Genomic DNA, 15,704 nt, shown 5'->3' with positions numbered 1-15,704 from the left:
GTCGTTTTAACGAGGAGAACGATCATGAAGCGCATCTTCCGTGTCGCCGGGCTTTTGGCCGGTCTTGCGATGGCGGCCGCGGTGCACGCGTCGCTTACGCCGCACGAAATCCTCAAGGCCGCCGACGAGGCGCGCGGCAACGTTGCGGGCGTGTCGTGGCAGGTGAACGTGCAGTCGATGGAAAACAATGAAGTGCTCGACAACATGTCGTACGAAATCAAGGCGCGCGGTTTCGATGTATCGGGTTTGTCGCTCGCGCCGCCGAAGTATCGCGGCCAGAAACTGTTGATGCTGAGTTCGAGCATGTGGTTCTACAAACCCGGCTTGTCGAAACCGGTGCCGATTTCGCAACGGCAGAAACTGTTGGGCGATGCGGCGTATGGCGATATTGCGTCGACCAATTACGCGGAAGACTACGAAGCCACGCAACTGGCCGATGAAACCGTCGATGGCGAAGATTGCTATGTGTTCGACCTCAAGGCGAAAAGCGACAAGACCACGTACGACCGCATCAAGTATTGGGTGTCGAAAAAGCGCTTGCTGGGCGTCATGGCCGAGTACTACACGGTATCGGGCAAGAAGTTCAAGTCGTCGACGATGGACTACGACAACCAGGTGAGGGTAGATGGCCAGGTGCGCCCGTTTATTTCGAAGATTACCTTTCACAGCACGCTCATGAACGGCGACATCACGTATCTGAATCTGAGCAATCCGCAGATTTCGTCGCTGCCGGATTATGTTTTCGATCTGAATCTGTTCATGCGCTGATCGCCCGCTGCCAGAAGGAGCCGTTCATGGACGAGTACATGAGGCGGCATATGCGCCTGGCAGCGGAACTCGAGCAGTTATGCGGTGCGCTGTTCGAGCGCTGGTGCGAACGGCGCAGCGTCATTCCACTCACGTTTTTAATGCGCAACTGGCCGATCGTCTCGCCGTCTACGCCCAATTTTCACAGCCTGTCGTTGTCGCTCGAACAACTGGCGATCTGCGAAGACGACGCACTCGACCTCGACGATCGAAAACTCATTCTGCAGATCGTATGGATTGCCAATCATATCGTCTAGATGGCGTGGCGCAGGAGCGTGCGGCGAACGATCCGCGCGAGCCGTGGCGCGGTCACTTCGCATGCGCGCAGCGCGAACGGGTGCGGGAAGCGTTGGGGCGCGGGCGCGACGCCGTGCTCGTGATGTCAGGACTCGAGAGCCTCGCGAACGAAAACGATACGTCGCGACTTGCCGATATGGAGCGGCTTGCGCGAATTCCATCCGTGCATTTCGTGCTGCACGGCAGCTTATGGGGGCTGCGTAGCGCCGCGTTCAGACGGTTTGCGCAACGTTACGGGAGTCGCACGATTTACGCGGGATCATCGCGCAGGCTGTATGAGGACATTCGCCTCGTTGCCGCTGCGGATTTGATGCTGGACGATATCTCAAGCGCGCACAACGACGCGCGTTACCTGCGCTCAATCGCGCTGGGCGGCACATTCGACACGGATATACGGAATTTACTGCTGGATAGCGCCGATTTGCTGAGTGACATTGGCGACGGTGGCATGCACGTCGTACGCAATGAACTCGATCGTATCGCTGATGAATGCCTGAACGCAGATAAAGAAGCGCAGACAAGAAAGAAGTGGCAGGGGAAGAAGGATTCGAACCTTCGAATGCCGGAATCAAAATCCGGTGCCTTAGGCCAGCTTGGCGACTCCCCTACGTAGGGGCGAGATAATAACAGAGGATCGGAAATATGCAAATAAAAAAACGCAAGATTTCGCTATCGCCAGGCGAGCATCCGTAATGTGCCGTCGGCGGCCCTGTAACGCCGTGAAAGAGAAACGCCGTTGTATGCCCTTCAGATCTGTCCGCATCGACCGTTATAACGGTAGTCGTTACGCATCGATGCGTCCGAAGCAATAAAAAATCCACGCCGCGCTGAGAGACGCGGCGCGTGCCTGCCGTCGGCTGCGATAACACGCGCTGGCTGGCAGGTTCGGAAAAGAGACTTGATCATAATGACGCGCAAAAGCAATAAGCGCGCAAAGGGCCACGAATGAACGGTGTCTATAACCCGCTGTTGACGTGTCTGTCGGTGGTGGTCGCCTTCCTTGCTTCGTTTACGGCACTCGAAGGCGCCGCCATGCTCAGTGCAGTGACCAGCAGCCGCTGGCGCCACGTCTGGCTTGCAGGCAGCGCCAGCGCAATGGGCATCGGCATCTGGTCGATGCACTTTATCGGCATGATTGCGCTGACCTTGCCGATTGCGGTGGGTTACGACCTCGACATGACGACGGCTTCGCTGGCGCTGGCAGTACTCGCCGCGCTGGTCGCGCTCGCCACCGTGAGCCGGGGCTGTCTCTCGGCGCGCCGGCTGCTGGCGGCGGGCACCGTCATGGGGCTGGGCGTGGCGGCCATGCACTACACCGGCATGATCGCCATGCGCATGTCGCCGTCCATCGACTACGACGCCACGCGCGTAACGCTATCGGTGGCCGTGGCGATTGGCGCTTCCATTGCCGCGCTGTGGCTCGCTTTTCATCTGCGCGACTCGCACCGCGAAAACATCGTCTGGAAACGTCTGGCCGCCGCTGCGTTGATGGCGTTCGCCATCAGCGGCATGCACTACACGGGCATGAGCGCCGCCACCTTCGCCGAGGGCAGCCGCTGCCTGAGCGCGCACAAGGTCGATGCAAATGCGCTCGCATTGATTGTCGGCGTGGCTTCGACGGTCGTGCTGATCGGCACCTTATGGATTTTCGGCACGCAGGCGAATCGCCTGTCCGTCTCGCTCGATCGCGCGGCGAACACGATCCGTCATCTCGGCACCCACGACGCGCTCACCGATCTACCCAATCGCGCTTATCTGATGGCGCGCGCGAAGGAACTCGCGCAACGCAGCGCCCGCGCTGGCGAGCCGCTTGCCGTGCTGTTCATCGACCTCGACGGCTTCAAGGTGATCAACGACACGCTCGGCCACCGGATCGGCGACGATCTGCTGCGCCAGGCGGCGAAGCGCATCGAGGATTGCGCGCGTCAGGGCGATCTGGTGGCGCGGCTTGGCGGCGACGAATTCGTGGTCGTGGCGGCGGGCGCATCCGGCGCGCCCGGCGGCGATATGGGCGACACCGCCGACACCATCGCGCGGCGCATTCTCGCCAGCCTCGCCAATGAGTTCGTGCTGGCGGAGGCATTGCCGGTGCGCATCGGTGCGAGTATCGGCATTGCGCTCGCGCACGACGAGGCCGTGTCGCTCGACACCTTGCTGAGCCACGCAGATTGCGCGATGTACGCCGCCAAACGCAGCGGCCGCAACACCTTCCGCCGTTTCGAAGACAGCATGAGCCGCTCCACGCTGCGCTCGCTGCATATCCAGCGCGATCTGCACGTGGCGCTGGCCAACGCGCAGTTCGACCTCGTATTCCAGCCGAAATACACCGTCGATGGCCGCGCCATGACCGGCGCCGAAGCGCTGCTGCGCTGGACCCATCCGGTGCTGGGCAACGTGCCGCCGCTCGAATTCATTCCGATCGCCGAACGCGCGGGCCTGATGATCGCCATCGGCGACTGGGTGCTGAGCCGGATCTGCGCGCATCTGGTCGAATGGGAGCGCGAAGGGCTCGGGCCGATGTCCATCGCGATCAATCTCTCGGCGATGCAGTTCAATCTGCCGCGTATCGTCGAGCGTATCGACGGGATGGTGACGGCGGCGGGCGTGCCGCCGGAGCGGCTGATGTTCGAGATCAGCGAGGCCACCGCGATGCAGGACGTCGATCGCACACGCGAGATCGTGCAGGCGCTGCGCGACCGCGGCTATGCGGTGGCGCTCGACGATTTCGGCACGGCGCTGTCGAGCCTCGGGCATCTGCAGGATTTTCGCGTCGATCAGATCAAGATCGATCGCGCCTTCATTAGCGGCCTCGACGATACGTCGTCGCGCAGTTCAGCGCTGCTGTCGGCGGTGATGGCGCTCGCGCGCGTGCTCGGTATCGAGGTGGTGGCCGAGGGCGTCGAGACCGTCGCGCAGTCGCTCAAGCTGCTCGCGCTCGATTGCGATCAGATGCAGGGCTTTCTGTGCGGATCGCCGCTTGCGGGCGACGAATTCCGGCGCGCCATGACGGCTTCGCCAGCGCTCCGGAGCTAGTAGGGCGAGCGGTTCGTCCAGCTGGAGATTGAACGGTGGAATGCACCCGGCCGATAGAGGGCATCGTGCCTGGCAAGCGGTTCGCGCTGCAGGCGGGCTTTGTGCGTCTGCGGCGCGGCGAGCCGCAGACACTTGCATCGGCATAGCGGCGCTGTGTGGAGCGCCGCTACCAGGCCTTATTTTGCGGGGTCGTTGCCGCTCCAGCCCGTCGCCTCGCTGGTGTTGCTCGTGACGGAATAGAGCACCTTGGTGTTGCGCGTCTGCAGGAAGGCATCGAGCGATTCTCCGCGCATGGCCGCGTAGATGTGAAGGTTCGACACGCCCACGACCGCGCCCAGTTTCTCCAGCATGAAAAAGATCACGCCGTAGTGAATCAGGCCGCGCCAGTCGCGTCGGCGGATCAGATCTTTTTCCTCATCGCTCAGATTGGCCGCTTCGAACGAGCGCTCGGGATCATCGAGAAACGCGCGGCGATGCTCCGCACCGATCATCGCGTGCAGATACTTGTTGAGCCGGTACGCCTTGACGCTCGATGCCAGATCGAACGGATACGTGCCGGTGAGCCGCGCTGCGCCTTCGAGTTGCTGCGCCATATGCGCGCGGTGACGCGCCTGCGCCGCGCCCGGCAGCGGCGTGGCGGTGTTTTCGAGCACAAGCGTGCCGATGCCCGTCATCGACGGCAGATAGTAGCCGCTATGCACCTTCTTGACGTTGCCCGCGAGCGCGCCGCGCATGATCAGCCACATGATGACTTCCGCGCCTTCCAGACCGCCGAGTTCCGCCAGTTCGGCGTGTGTCATCTGCGCGAGCGCTTCGGGGTCGTTGGTGATCGCATCCATGAACTGGCGATCCCAGTCGACGTTGTTGAAGCCCGCGCGTTCGCCATGCACCTGATGTGACAGGCCGCCGGTTGCCATCACGACCACGCGCAGATCGTCAGGATAACTTTCTATTGCACGGCGCAGCGCCTGTCCAAGCCGATAGCAGCGGCGCGCACTGGGAATCGGGAATTGCAGCACGCCTACCTGAAGCGGCACGACGCGCACGGGCCAGCCTTCGGCGTCGTGATCGAGCAGGGCCGACATCGGCGAGAAAAAGCCATGATCGAGCGGCTTGTCCTGGAAGAACGCCATGTCGAATTCGTCGGCCATTAGGCTCATGCCCAGATGCTGCGCGAAACGCGGATCGCCGCCGATAGCGGGCAGATCGCGCGCGCCGCCGCCTTCATCGGCAACCGCGTACTGCTCGCCGATACCGAGCGCGAACGCCGAGTAATGGTCGAAGAAAAACGAGGTGACGTGGTCGTTGTAGACGTAGACGATGACGTCGGGTCGTTGCTCGCGCAACCAGTTCTTGACCGGCTCGAAGGTGGCGAAAATAGGCGCCCACGCGGGGTCGTCCTGTTTGTGCGCGTCGAGCGCGAATCCGATGGTGGGCGTGTGCGAAACGGCGATGCCGCCGACGAGCGTGGCCATGCGTCTCCTCCTTGTTGGGGTATCTGGGATTTCTCTGGATGGGGATTTTTGACTTAATCGACGGTTAAGTAAATTGACTTTTGAGTGGTGATTCAATAACGTGGGGTTATGAAAAAGACTCCGCTCCGCGCCGAAGAAGCGGCCGCCGATCCCGACCTAAACACGGCCGCAAGCCCGGCCGAAAGTGCAGACGAAAGCCCGCACGAAAGCAGCGCGCGCTCGCATGTGCTCGCGAGGCTACGCTTGCGCCACCTGAACTGCATCGTCGCGATCGCCCAGGCGCCGACCATGGCGCTGGCCGCGCAGCGTCTGCATCTGAGCCAGCCGGCGCTGTCGAAAACCTTGAGCGAACTGGAGCAATGGGCGGGGCGGCGGCTGGTCGAGCGCGGCCGCAACGGCGCCACGCTCACAGCCGAAGGCGAGCATTTCCTGCGTTACGCGCTGGACGTGCGGCGCGCGGTGGACGCTTCGGCGGCTGCGCTCACGCGCGAAAACGCCACGCATGCGGCGGCGGTGCGGGTGGGCGCGCTGCCGACCGTGAAGGCGGCTGTGCTACCCGCCGCGATCGTATCGATGCAGACCGTGTTGCCCGGCGTGGGCATCAAGGTGCGCGTGGAGTCGAACGCGGGTTTGCTCGGCGCGCTCAAGTCCGGCGCGCTCGATCTGATGGTGGGGCGCATGGCCGAGCCATCGAATATGCCCGGCATTTCGTTCGAATATCTTTATACCGAGTCGCTGGCGATGGTCGCGCGCACGGGGCATCCGCTCGCGGGCGCGGCGCTCGCGCTGGACGAGGCGCTGGCGTATCCGCTCGTGATCGCGGGCGAGCACACCGCGCCGCGCCATCACATCGAAGCGTTTTTCGAGTCCAGCGGGTTGCCAGTGCCTGCGGGTTGCGTGGAGACGCAATCGGCTTCGGTCGCGCGCGGCGTGGTGATGAATTCGCTGGCGGTCTGGATCGTGCCGCAGCGCGTGGTGCAAGGCGATCTGGACGCCGGACGGCTGACGGCGCTGGACGTGCCGGTGCCGCGCGACGTCGAACAGATCGGCATTCTGCGGCGCAGCGCCGGGCCGTTCTCCGGCGCAGTCGAAACCTTCGCTGAACAACTGCGGCGCGCGGTCGCCCCCATACCGGCCCGGTAGCGAATCCGCTTATGCCGCCTGCGCCGCTTACGCCGATTTCGTGCAATCGGTGTAAGGAATATGAAATAAATCCCCCGAAACAGCGGAATCTGGCTTCGCGGCGCCTTGCCGCCTGAAAGCTATACGGCAACAAATCGTAATTTCAAAAGCTGTAAATGAGAATGCTTCTCATGTATATTCAGCCCCCTTAACAAATCTGTCGCCCTTCGTGGGGTCGACGCGCGTACTGATAGGGGAAGACGTGTTTCAACGAAGAATTCTGGCAATCCTGATTCCGCTTGCGTTCGCCGAGTTGTGCGGTTCGCAGGGCGCATGGGCACAATCGTCGGTGCAGTCGGCTACGCCGGCCGCCGCTGCTTCGTCCGCGGCTTCCGGTGTCGCGGCGAGCACGGCTCCTGCGGCTAAAAGCGCGTCCAGCGCGGCGTCGCGCGTCGAGAACCAGTTGAACGTGGTGTCGGTGACGGCAAGCCGTATCGGCACGACCGATCCCACCAGATCCGCGGCGACGGTGTCCGTCATCACCTCCGACGACATGGAAGAGGACAACGCCAGGGACATCAAGGATGCGTTGAAATACGAACCCGGCGTGGCCGTGAATCGCCAGGCGTATCGCCCGAGTGGTATCGGCAGCTCGACGGGCCGCGCCGGTAACGACGGCATCAATATTCGCGGTCTCGAAGGCAATCAGGTGCTGTTGCTCGAAGACGGCATTCCGCTGCCGCAGACCTTTTCGTTCGGTTCGGGCGCGGCGGGTCGCGGCGATTATCTGAATACCGATCTGTACGAGCGCGTCGAAGTGCTGCGCGGACCGGCATCGGTGCTTTACGGCAGCGATGGCCTGACCGGCGCGGTCAATTTCGTGACCAAAGATCCTGCCGATCTGCTCGGTATCTACGGCAAAAACACCTACTTCTCGGTGCGCTCGGACTATGACTCGAGCGACCGTAGCTGGGGCGGCGTGGCCACGACGGCATTCAGCACCGCGAACGGCGCGGTGCAGGGCATGCTGATGCTGTCGGGCCGTCACGGGCACGAACTGGACAATCACGGCAGCACCGGCGGCACGGGCGCAAGCCGCGACGAAGCCGACCCGGCAACCTATAACAACCGCTCCGCGCTGGCAAAACTCGTCTTCAGATTGTCCAGCACCGACAAGCTCAAGCTGACCGCCGAAACGCTGAACAACACCAGTTCGGTCGACAGCCTGTACGAAATCGGCAATTACACGGCCAATACCACGTCGTACAACACGACCAACGACGTGACCAGCAATCGCGTGAAACTCGAATGGGATCACGACGACGAAACCAATCGCTATGTCCAGCACGTCAAGAGTTCGGTTTTCTACCGCAATGCGGCGACCGATCAATCGTTGTTGATCGGCGAAACGACGAGCGACGTGACGCGCTACAACCACTATGGCGAGAGCATTGTCGGCGGCAATACCGTGGCGGAAAGCTCGTTTAAAACCGGGCCGTTTTCGCACAAGCTGGTCTACGGTCTCGATGTGAGCGTTTCGCAGTTCAATACCGATTCCAACGGCAATACCGCCGATGCGACGTCGGGTTATCTGGAGAACTTCCCGAAGACGCAAACGCTCAATCTGGGCGCCTATATGCAGGACAGCATCAGCTGGAACAAGCTGACGTTCGTGCCGGGTCTGCGTTTCGACTATTACCATATGACGCCCGACGCGGACAGCACGTATACGTCGGCCGCGAGCGCATCGACACAGCCGCTTTCCAACTCCAGCGGCAACGCATTGTCGCCACGCCTGGCATTCCTCTATGAAATCAGCCCGGCGATGGTGCCGTATGTGCAGTACGCACGGGGCTTCCGCGCGCCTTCGGCCAATCAGGTCAATAGTTACTACGGCGGCGGCGTGGCGGCCTCGATGTATCACACGTATTACGAGCAGGTCGGCAATCCCAATTTGAAGCCGGAAACCAGCAATTCATTCGAAGCCGGTATGCGCGGCAAGCTCGCGTTCGGCACGAATCGCGTGTCGTATAGCGCGTCGGCATTCTATGGCCGCTACAAAAACTTTATCGATTCGGAAGTCGTGGGCGGCAGCCTGACTTCGGCCACCGATCCCGAGAAGTATCAGTACATCAACTTCAGCAACGCCACGATCAAGGGCGTCGAAGCGAAATTCGACTGGTTCGCGGGCGAAAGGCTGGAAATCAAGGGCGGCGTGGCCTATACCGACGGCACCGAACAGAACACCGACGGCACGACCAGCGGAATCATGTCGATTCCGCCGCTCGCTGCGGTGCTGGGCATCAAATACCGTGGCGACGATCGCTGGTTCGTGGGCGCCGACGTGACCTACAACTCGCGCCGCAATACGAGCGACGTGAATACTTCGTCGACCAAATATTTCTCGACGCCTTCGTACACGATCGTCGATCTGCATGCGGGATACAAGATCACGCAGCACGTGAGCGTGACAGCCGGCATCAACAACCTGTTCAACCGCAAATACTGGCGCTGGAGCGATGTGCGCGATCTCTCGGGTAGCTCGAGCTACGCGACGCTCAATGCCTATACCGCACCGGGACGCAATTTCAATGTCGGCATGAAAGTCGACTTCTGAAATGCGTTTCCAACACCCACAAAGGAAAACAATGAATCCAGTCGATTTTTCCGCTCCCCAGGCTGTTGCGCAATGGCGCGACGAGTATATCGCTCGCAAGAGCACGCAAAAGCTGCGGCAGCGTGAAGCCGCAGCGGCGATGCAGGTGAGCGAAGCGCAGGCCGTGGCCGCTTTTGTCGGCGTCAATGTCGTGCGTTTGAAGCCTGATTTCATGGGCCTGATCGCGCAAATGCCGCGTCTTGGCGCCGTGATGACGCTCACGCGCAACGAGGCGGCCGTGCACGAGAAGGATGGCGTATTCGAGCAGGTGAGCGCAGAAGGGCACGTGGGTCTCGTGCTTGGCGCGGACATCGATCTGCGCGTGTTTCATCGCAGCTGGGCGTTCGCATTCGCTGTGCGCGATGTGTCTGCCAACGGCGAAATGAAGAGCTTCCAGTTCTACGACGCGCAAGGCGAGGCGGTTTTCAAGGTCTTTCTGCGCGACCATAGCCACCACGCGGCGTTTGACGAACTGCAGGAGGAGTGGCGCGATCCCGGGCAATCGGCGGTGTTGGCACTGAAGCCGTCAGCGCCTGCGCAGCCGGTGCGCGACGATGCGGAAATCGACGTCACGGGCTTTCATGCCGCCTGGCACGAGATGAAGGATACGCATGACTTCTTCCCGCTGCTGCGCAAGTTCGGGCTCACGCGGACGCAATCGCTGCGTCTGGCCGAACCGCGTTATGTGACGCGCCTGGCCGACAACGTGATCGAGACGCTGCTGGTCGAAGCCGCGCGTGCTCGGGTGCCCATCATGGTGTTTGTCGGCAATGCCGGCATGATCCAGATTCACACGGGCGAAGTGACGAACATTCGCACCATGGGACCGTGGGTCAACGTGCTGGACGAGCGTTTCAACCTGCATCTGCGTGCCGATCTGGTTGCGAGCGCGTGGCTCGTGCGCAAGCCTACCGTCGACGGCATTGTCACATCGGTCGAACTGTTCGATGCGCAAGGTGAAAACATCGCGATGCTGTTTGGCGCGCGCAAACCCGGCAAGCCCGAGTTGGCCGAATGGCGCGAACTGGCGCTGGCGCTTCAGGTGCACGACGAACTCGCCACCGCCTGATATCGCGGCATGCTGAGAATGGTGTGATGCAAGCGCTTTCTGGACCATCAGTCTGAGTTTGAGAAACCGGGGAAGTTGTGACTTGCGCGATGTCTGTTCATCGTGTCGAAGAGGCGATTTTCCCGGTCATTGCCATATGAAAAAAGTTGAACCGCACAGCCCTAAGGACGCCGCCTGGCGTGACTTTGTTGTCAGGCACATGAATGAGATTGGCATTCGCGCGACGCCTACTCGCATTGCCGTACTTGTTTCGTTATTCGAAATGAAGCAAGGCGTCAAGGCCGATGAAATCTATACCTTCGCGAATCGAAAAGGGATTGGCCTGAGCCAGGCTTCGATCTACCGGAATCTGGTGGATTTCGAACGAGTACGGATTGTGTCCCGTCAATGGACGCCGGGCGATGTGGGCGCAAGAGCGACGTTCTTCCTGCAATGCCCGCGTCAGCCTGAAAAAATGCACGTGGTCTCGTGCCGGAAATGCGGACGTCGAACAAAATTCGAAAGCCCGCAATTTGTCGACCTGATGAAATCCGCCACGCAGGTTTCCATGTTCGGATCGTCGGAACAACCGATCAATATCAGTATCGTCTGCGCCGATTGTGAGTGACGCGGGTAAGGCGGCAGGCTTAACTGATTGCGCGGGTTTTCGCCGTTATCCAGTCCATTCCCGCCAGCAAAACGGCGGACAGAACGAAGGTCATATGCACGGCGATTCCCCATAGGATGGTTGAAAGTCCCACCTTTTCGATCGACAGATAGCCACGCAGAACTTCGATTGCCGAGATCGCCACAATCGACGCCATGAGTTTCAGTTTGATATCCGAGAAACCCACGTGGCTGATCCATTCCGGCGTGTCTTCGTGGCCACCCAGTTCGAGCCTGGAGACGAAGTTCTGATAGCCGCCAAAAATGATCATCAGCAGAAGATTGGCCATCAGCGAAAGGTCGATGAGCGACAGCACGCCCAGAATCACGTCTTCCACGCTGCTGCCCAGCAAACCCGTGGCCATGTGCCAGAACTCCTGGCAGAACTTGACCAGCAACATGATTAGTCCCAGCGCCAGGCCGACGTAGATGGGCGCGAGTACCCAGCGGCTCGCGAAGATGCCGTGCTCGACCAGTCTTTCGGCAAGATTCGAAGCGTGCCCTTCCGTTTTCTCCGTTGGACGCATGGCTTTCCCTCGTTCCATATACACGACGTTGATCTAGACGGCGGCACACAAGCATGCGCGAGCGGGCGCGACCGGGCGCAAGCGCATCAGCGCGGTACGCGGCGGGTGTCGGCGGTGAGTTGGGTAGCAAGCGCCGTGCGCGCTTCGCCATGCACGAGCGAAAGCAGTTCGCGGCGCGAGCCCACGCCCAGTTTGGCGAACGCGCGCTTTGCGTAAGTTTCGACCGTCGACGGCTTGACGCCGAGCGCGCGCGCAGCCGCTTCCGCCGTCATGCCTTGCACGAACGCCGAACACACGGCCGCCTCGCGTGCGGACAACTCGACGCGCCGCTGCGTGATGCAGGCCGCGAGCGGATCGACAGCGCGCCGTGCATCGCTTGCAACGGCTCCTTCGCCATCGCCGCCATGGCCTGTATCGTGCGCCACACCGGCCAGCCGGGCATGCGCTGCCGCGATCGGCAAGACGATCTGCCCGAGATGTTTGACGAGGCTGAGTTCCTTGAGCGAAAACGGCGGCAGACGCCGTGAGCGGCAGATCGAGAGCGAGTAGGTGGCGCCGTGCGCGGGACGCAGCACCATGCATTCGTCGTGAATATCGCCTGCGTCGTACACCAGCCGACGTAGTTCGGCATCCTCAATGCCTTGTGCCGAAACCTGAATCACTTCCACGTCGTCGCTGCCGCTCGAACGCGCGTAGGTGGGATCGCAATGCGCGAACTGGCCGAAATAGAGTTGCATCGTGCGCTCGAGCCGTTCGATATCGAGTCCATGACTGCCGATCCATTCGACGCGGCGCTGTTCGCCCGTACCATGCGTGCACTGCAGATGCAGCGCATCGCAGTCGGCGAATCGCACGACGCACTGGTACAGCTCGCGCAGAAAGTGCGGCGTGCCGATGGCGTCGGCAACCGGGCCGATCGCTTCGGCGATCAGCGCGAGTTGCCCAAGCGGTATCGAAGGGGCCGGATCGGCAGTGGAGGCGTGATGGGCGGACATGGTGCACAGGCGGCGCGTCGTGCGCGCGGCGTTGAAATGGACTCGTGGCCGCAATCATTGCGCAGCCTTCGAGACAAATGAAATAGCACAAAAAAAAACGGCTGCCTACACCGGAAAGCCCTTGCCGGCGCGCCTTTCGCGTCGTCCTTGTCCCCCCCAGGCAGGACAGACGCCAGAAATAGCGCTGCCTAGACTATCCCCGTACTTCACACAATCGATTCGGGGGAGTGACGATGGAAGGGGTGACAGGCAGTACGCGGCACACAGCAAGCCGCTATTTCAGTCGCGCTGCGGGACTGGGCGCACTGGCAGCAGCGGTGGCGCTGGCATGCGCATCGAACCTGGCGCAGGCCGATCAGCCGAGCGTCAATGTCTACAACTGGGGCAATTCGATCGGCAAGGCCACGGTTGCGAACTTCGAGAAAGCGACCGGCGTGAAGGTCGTCTATCAGGAATTCGACAGCAACGAAACGCTGCAGGCGAAGCTGCTTTCGGGCAGCGTGGGCTATGACGTCGTCGTGCCGTCCGACGCGTTCTGGGCCAAGCAGTTGCAGGCGGGCATCTACCAGCCGCTCGACAAGTCGAAGCTGCCGAACTACAGCCTGCTCGATCCGAAGCTGATGGCGCTACTGCAGGCCGACGATCCGGGCAACCGCTACGGCATACCGTGGACGTGGGGCACCGATGGTCTCGGCATCAATGTGGAACGCGTGCAGGCCGCGCTCGGCAAGGACGCGAAACTGGACAGCCTCGATCTGCTGTTCGATCCGAAGAACGCCGAAAAGCTCAAAAGCTGCGGTATTTCGATGATCGACTCGCCGCGCGATGTATTCGGCACGGTGCTGCTCTATATGAAGCGCGATCCGAATACTACAAATCCTAAGGACTACCAGGATGCGCTCGCGCTGCTTAAAACCATCCGGCCTTATGTCGCGCAGTTCAGCACGGGCAGCTATATCGGCGACCTTGCGGGTGGCGATATCTGCATCGCGCTGGGCTGGTCGGGCGATGTGAACACGGCGCGGCGCGCGGCGCTCGACGGTCATCGTTCGTTCCACATCCGTTACATCCTGCCGAAGGAAGGCAGCCCGATCTGGTTCGATGTGATGGCGGTGCCGAAAGACGCGCCGCATCCAGAAGCCGCGCTTAAGTGGATCAACTTTGCGATTTCCACCGAGGAAAGCGCGAACCTGACCAACGACACGTCGTATCCATCGGCGGTGCCGGGCGCGTCGAAGCTGCTGGCCGCCGATGTGCTGGCCGACCCGGCGGTGTTTCCGCAGCCCGACCAGTTCAAAAAGCTTTTTACGGTCAAGCCGGTGCCTGCCGAGGTGACGCGTCTCGTCACGCGTTTGTGGCAGCAATATAAAGCCAACTGACGCTGCTCCGTTTCTGGTCATTCCAGTGAATTCCTGGTAATGCGTGGCCACGCCGCGAGGCGCTGTGGCGTGGCTTGATTCGTCCATACGACGACCTTCACATGAAAATAAAGACCTCCGTTTTGCTGTGCGCATTGGCGTTTGCCGCAAGCGCGCATGCCAGCGACGATGGCAAGACCCGTAGTAAAACCGGTAAGCGCGATATCGACGTACAACTCGATTCGCTGCGTACGCAGATTGCCGAACTGGAGCAACAGGTCAAGACGCTCAAGGCCGAGCAGCACGCGAATGCCGCGACCAGCGCGCGGATCGTGCGGGCCGCAAGCACGAATGCGAGCACGAATGCAAGCGCTGGGACAAACACAATCGCCAGCACAAGCACGCTCTCCGAAGAAGACGCGCGTGCAATGCGTGAGCAGCTCAACAGCCTCACCTTAAAGACCGATGCGCTTGAAGACGCGGCGACCACCGGGCCGCTGGCTGGCCTGAGCGTGACGGGCTATATCGATCCGCTCTATCTGTACAACCGCGCGCAAGGCACGGGCGGCTTCCAGTTCCTCAATCATGATCCGGGCGTCTACGACTATTACGAAAGTCAGATTGGCGATGTCTATCTCGACATCAAAAAGACCTTCGGCGTAGGTCCGCTCGCACCGGCCGCGGAGATCGTGATCCAGCCCAATCGCGGCGTGGGCTCGACGCTGAGCAGCGGGCGCGGCTATGTCGGCAACAATATCCTTTCGCAAGCCGACGTGACGGTGCCGCTCAACTCACTCACGACGTTCACGGCGGGTCTGTTGCAAAGCCCGATTGGCTACGAGCCCTTGCCGTCGAACCAGATGCTCACGCTCACGCACAATCTGCTGTACGACTTCAGCGAACCCGCGGGCATGGTTGGCATGGGTTTGAAAGGCAATAACGCGACCTTCACACACTTCTGGCAGGTTTATATCGCCAACGAGCAGTTGCGCACGGCATCCGCCGTGGTCGATGGCCCGAACAATACGTCGCGCAGCAACTGGGTGCCGTCGATTTCGGCGCGCTTCGACAATGCGCTTTCTACCGCGCTCGATATCGGCATTGCGGCCATGTACGGACGCAGCACGCTGTACTCGCCCTGCTCGAATCCGGGCGGTTATGGCTATCAGTGCAATGCGTCGTCGCCATTCGGCATGATGCGCTACATCGAAAGCGATCTCACGTATATCCGCGACAAGACGCAGTTCAACGCACAAGTCGACTACGGCGAGCAGCAGAAGGGCGCGTGGGACGGCGGCACGGCGCGCTGGTATGGCTTCTCGCTGCAGGGGCACCAGAAGTGGACAAGCGCGTGGTTCGGTCATATGGGCGCGACGCTGCGCTTCGATTATCTGAACAACACGGCCAATGGCGGCGGCGCGCCAAACATTCTCTACGGCCTGAGCGGCAGCAATCCTTCGGTGAATGCCACGAGCGGCTTTGGCATCGATCCAGCCTGCTTTGCGGCGTCGTCGCGCAACGGCACGGAATGCCGCGGCGCGCAGCACTACGACCTCACCGCCGACCTGCTGTTCTTCCCCACGCAACAGATCACCGTGAAGTTCGAATACCGTCACGACGCCGCGAATCATCCGGTATTCCTCATGCACGACGGTACTTATTCGCGCTCGAACGATATCGTCGCCGGGCAATTCATTTACACCTTCTGATAGCGGTTCAA

Annotated in this window: 12 protein-coding genes and 1 tRNA gene; 9 read left to right on the top strand and 4 right to left on the bottom strand. The window is 61.1% G+C overall.

The window, feature by feature from the left end; translation table 11 throughout:
• The first annotated feature begins 24 nt into the window (after nucleotides 1-24).
• Together G3N59_RS07685 and G3N59_RS07680 are read left to right on the top strand one after the other, a co-directional pair.
• Entirely contained in the window at nucleotides 25-768 is a 744-nt protein-coding gene (locus G3N59_RS07685) for an outer membrane lipoprotein-sorting protein (RefSeq protein WP_205981971.1), read from the top strand.
• 26 nt (nucleotides 769-794) lie between these two features.
• Nucleotides 795-1,064 (top strand): hypothetical protein, encoded by a 270-nt coding sequence (locus G3N59_RS07680; RefSeq protein ID WP_205981970.1) that lies wholly within the window; start codon nucleotides 795-797, stop codon nucleotides 1,062-1,064.
• Nucleotides 1,065-1,633: 569 nt separating this feature from the next.
• Here the strand turns inward: G3N59_RS07680 and G3N59_RS07675 are convergent.
• Nucleotides 1,634-1,711: transfer RNA gene (locus G3N59_RS07675), tRNA-Gln, on the bottom strand.
• Nucleotides 1,712-2,049: 338 nt separating this feature from the next.
• On the opposite strand from G3N59_RS07675, the gene G3N59_RS07670 reads away from it, so the two are divergent.
• Complete coding sequence (locus G3N59_RS07670) at nucleotides 2,050-4,137, top strand: EAL domain-containing protein (RefSeq protein ID WP_205981969.1); 2,088 nt, start codon at nucleotides 2,050-2,052, stop codon at nucleotides 4,135-4,137.
• 176 nt (nucleotides 4,138-4,313) lie between these two features.
• On the opposite strand, the gene G3N59_RS07665 is transcribed toward G3N59_RS07670, so the two are convergent.
• Nucleotides 4,314-5,612 carry a gallate dioxygenase gene (locus G3N59_RS07665; protein ID WP_205981968.1) on the bottom strand — a complete coding sequence of 433 codons (1,299 nt, stop codon included), beginning with the start codon at nucleotides 5,610-5,612 and terminating at the stop codon, nucleotides 4,314-4,316.
• Nucleotides 5,613-5,720: 108 nt separating this feature from the next.
• On the opposite strand from G3N59_RS07665, the gene G3N59_RS07660 reads away from it, so the two are divergent.
• From G3N59_RS07660 to G3N59_RS07645, 4 genes are all read left to right on the top strand, one after another.
• Nucleotides 5,721-6,755 carry a LysR substrate-binding domain-containing protein gene (locus tag G3N59_RS07660; RefSeq protein ID WP_205981967.1) on the top strand — a complete coding sequence of 345 codons (1,035 nt, stop codon included), beginning with the start codon at nucleotides 5,721-5,723 and terminating at the stop codon, nucleotides 6,753-6,755.
• A gap of 241 nt (nucleotides 6,756-6,996) precedes the next feature.
• Nucleotides 6,997-9,351, top strand: coding sequence for a TonB-dependent hemoglobin/transferrin/lactoferrin family receptor (locus G3N59_RS07655; protein ID WP_346777858.1), 2,355 nt, complete (start codon nucleotides 6,997-6,999; stop codon nucleotides 9,349-9,351).
• Between the two features lie 31 nt (nucleotides 9,352-9,382).
• Nucleotides 9,383-10,459 (top strand): ChuX/HutX family heme-like substrate-binding protein, encoded by a 1,077-nt coding sequence (locus tag G3N59_RS07650; protein WP_205981966.1) that lies wholly within the window; start codon nucleotides 9,383-9,385, stop codon nucleotides 10,457-10,459.
• A gap of 136 nt (nucleotides 10,460-10,595) precedes the next feature.
• Complete coding sequence (locus tag G3N59_RS07645; protein WP_205981965.1) at nucleotides 10,596-11,066, top strand: transcriptional repressor; 471 nt, start codon at nucleotides 10,596-10,598, stop codon at nucleotides 11,064-11,066.
• 19 nt (nucleotides 11,067-11,085) lie between these two features.
• On the opposite strand, the gene G3N59_RS07640 is transcribed toward G3N59_RS07645, so the two are convergent.
• Both G3N59_RS07640 and G3N59_RS07635 read right to left on the bottom strand, forming a co-directional pair.
• Nucleotides 11,086-11,631, bottom strand: a complete 546-nt coding sequence (locus G3N59_RS07640; RefSeq protein WP_205981964.1) for a TIGR00645 family protein — start codon at nucleotides 11,629-11,631, stop codon at nucleotides 11,086-11,088.
• 86 nt (nucleotides 11,632-11,717) lie between these two features.
• A complete protein-coding gene (locus tag G3N59_RS07635; protein WP_205981963.1) occupies nucleotides 11,718-12,626 on the bottom strand; it encodes a helix-turn-helix transcriptional regulator in 909 nt (302 codons plus the stop codon).
• A gap of 233 nt (nucleotides 12,627-12,859) precedes the next feature.
• Between G3N59_RS07635 and G3N59_RS07630 the strand changes: the two genes are divergently transcribed.
• Entirely contained in the window at nucleotides 12,860-14,005 is a 1,146-nt protein-coding gene (locus tag G3N59_RS07630; RefSeq protein WP_205981962.1) for a polyamine ABC transporter substrate-binding protein, read from the top strand.
• A gap of 101 nt (nucleotides 14,006-14,106) precedes the next feature.
• Nucleotides 14,107-15,693, top strand: a complete 1,587-nt coding sequence (locus G3N59_RS07625; protein ID WP_205981961.1) for a DUF3138 family protein — start codon at nucleotides 14,107-14,109, stop codon at nucleotides 15,691-15,693.
• Nucleotides 15,694-15,704 lie beyond the last annotated feature (11 nt).

This window comes from Paraburkholderia sp. Ac-20340, assembly GCF_017104965.1.
Lineage (GTDB): Bacteria > Pseudomonadota > Gammaproteobacteria > Burkholderiales > Burkholderiaceae > Paraburkholderia.
This window is presented reverse-complemented; position numbering and strand designations above follow the sequence as displayed.

What these genes read in the sequence shown, in the direction of transcription:
- G3N59_RS07685 (WP_205981971.1), top strand. Translation starts at nt 25, where the DNA reads ATGAAGCGCATCTTCCGTGTCGCCGGGCTTTTGGCCGGTCTTGCGATG.
- G3N59_RS07680 (WP_205981970.1), top strand. Translation starts at nt 795, where the DNA reads ATGGACGAGTACATGAGGCGGCATATGCGCCTGGCAGCGGAACTCGAG.
- G3N59_RS07670 (WP_205981969.1), top strand. Translation starts at nt 2,050, where the DNA reads ATGAACGGTGTCTATAACCCGCTGTTGACGTGTCTGTCGGTGGTGGTC.
- G3N59_RS07665 (WP_205981968.1), bottom strand. Translation starts at nt 5,612, where the DNA reads ATGGCCACGCTCGTCGGCGGCATCGCCGTTTCGCACACGCCCACCATC.
- G3N59_RS07660 (WP_205981967.1), top strand. Translation starts at nt 5,721, where the DNA reads ATGAAAAAGACTCCGCTCCGCGCCGAAGAAGCGGCCGCCGATCCCGAC.
- G3N59_RS07650 (WP_205981966.1), top strand. Translation starts at nt 9,383, where the DNA reads ATGAATCCAGTCGATTTTTCCGCTCCCCAGGCTGTTGCGCAATGGCGC.
- G3N59_RS07645 (WP_205981965.1), top strand. Translation starts at nt 10,596, where the DNA reads ATGAAAAAAGTTGAACCGCACAGCCCTAAGGACGCCGCCTGGCGTGAC.
- G3N59_RS07640 (WP_205981964.1), bottom strand. Translation starts at nt 11,631, where the DNA reads ATGCGTCCAACGGAGAAAACGGAAGGGCACGCTTCGAATCTTGCCGAA.
- G3N59_RS07635 (WP_205981963.1), bottom strand. Translation starts at nt 12,626, where the DNA reads ATGTCCGCCCATCACGCCTCCACTGCCGATCCGGCCCCTTCGATACCG.
- G3N59_RS07630 (WP_205981962.1), top strand. Translation starts at nt 12,860, where the DNA reads ATGGAAGGGGTGACAGGCAGTACGCGGCACACAGCAAGCCGCTATTTC.
- G3N59_RS07625 (WP_205981961.1), top strand. Translation starts at nt 14,107, where the DNA reads ATGAAAATAAAGACCTCCGTTTTGCTGTGCGCATTGGCGTTTGCCGCA.